General features: G+C 64.8%; 1 pseudogene. It reads right to left on the bottom strand.

From position 1 onward, the window contains the following. A pseudogene (locus FNF32_RS15500) lies at positions 1 to 676 on the bottom strand (IS3 family transposase); the annotation flags it as partial. Between the last annotated feature and the right edge of the window lie 54 nt (positions 677 to 730).

Here is a 730-nt window from a genome sequence, read left to right as displayed (position 1 = left end):
GCTCCCCACTTCCGGTCCGGGCCATCCGCCGTGAAGTCCTGCGCCACGAGGTTGGGCGCGACGGGCCAGGCATGCTCGCTGTCCGTCGTGCGCCTGAACCGCCGTTTCTGGCGCGCAATCAACTGGTTCTCGCGCATCAGCCGTGCTGTGCGATGCCGCCCGATCTCATGGCCCCCATCGACGAGGTCGCGGTGCATGCGCGGGCTGCCGTATGTGCCGTTCGACAGCGCGAAAGCCGTCCGGATATGTGCCAGATAGACCATGTCCTGCTGCTGGCGACGGCAGGCGGGGCGGTTCTGCCAGGCGAAGAAACCGCTCTGGCTGACTCCGAGGACCCGACACATCCGGCTGATCGGGAAGCTGGCCTTCTCCGCCTCGATGAAGCCGAAGGTCATCGACTTCCCTCTTTCGCGAAGAAGGCCGCGGCTTTTTTTAGGATGTCGCGCTCCTGCTTTAGCAAGGCATTCTCCCGCCGCAGCCGCCTCAACTCGGCATGCAGATCGACCGGTGCCTCATTCGGCTCGCTGGCATCGCGCTCCTGCCCAAGCCAGCGCGTCAGCGTCGAAAGGCCAATGCCAAGATCCTCCGCGATCTCCCGCCGCGTCCGACCGCTGCTCAGCGCCAGCCGCACCGCTTCACGCCGAAATTCCGGCGTCGGCCTGTTCCCGTTTCCCATAGAACACCTCCTGGTTCCTCAGTTGGTGCTCTCCACATTTTCCGGGCAAGTCCA

Origin of the sequence: Paracoccus marinus (assembly GCF_007018965.1) — a bacterium.
Taxonomy (GTDB): Bacteria; Pseudomonadota; Alphaproteobacteria; order Rhodobacterales; family Rhodobacteraceae; genus Paracoccus; species Paracoccus marinus.
Note: the sequence above shows the minus strand (reverse complement) of the source record. Positions and strands in the feature narration are given on the sequence as shown.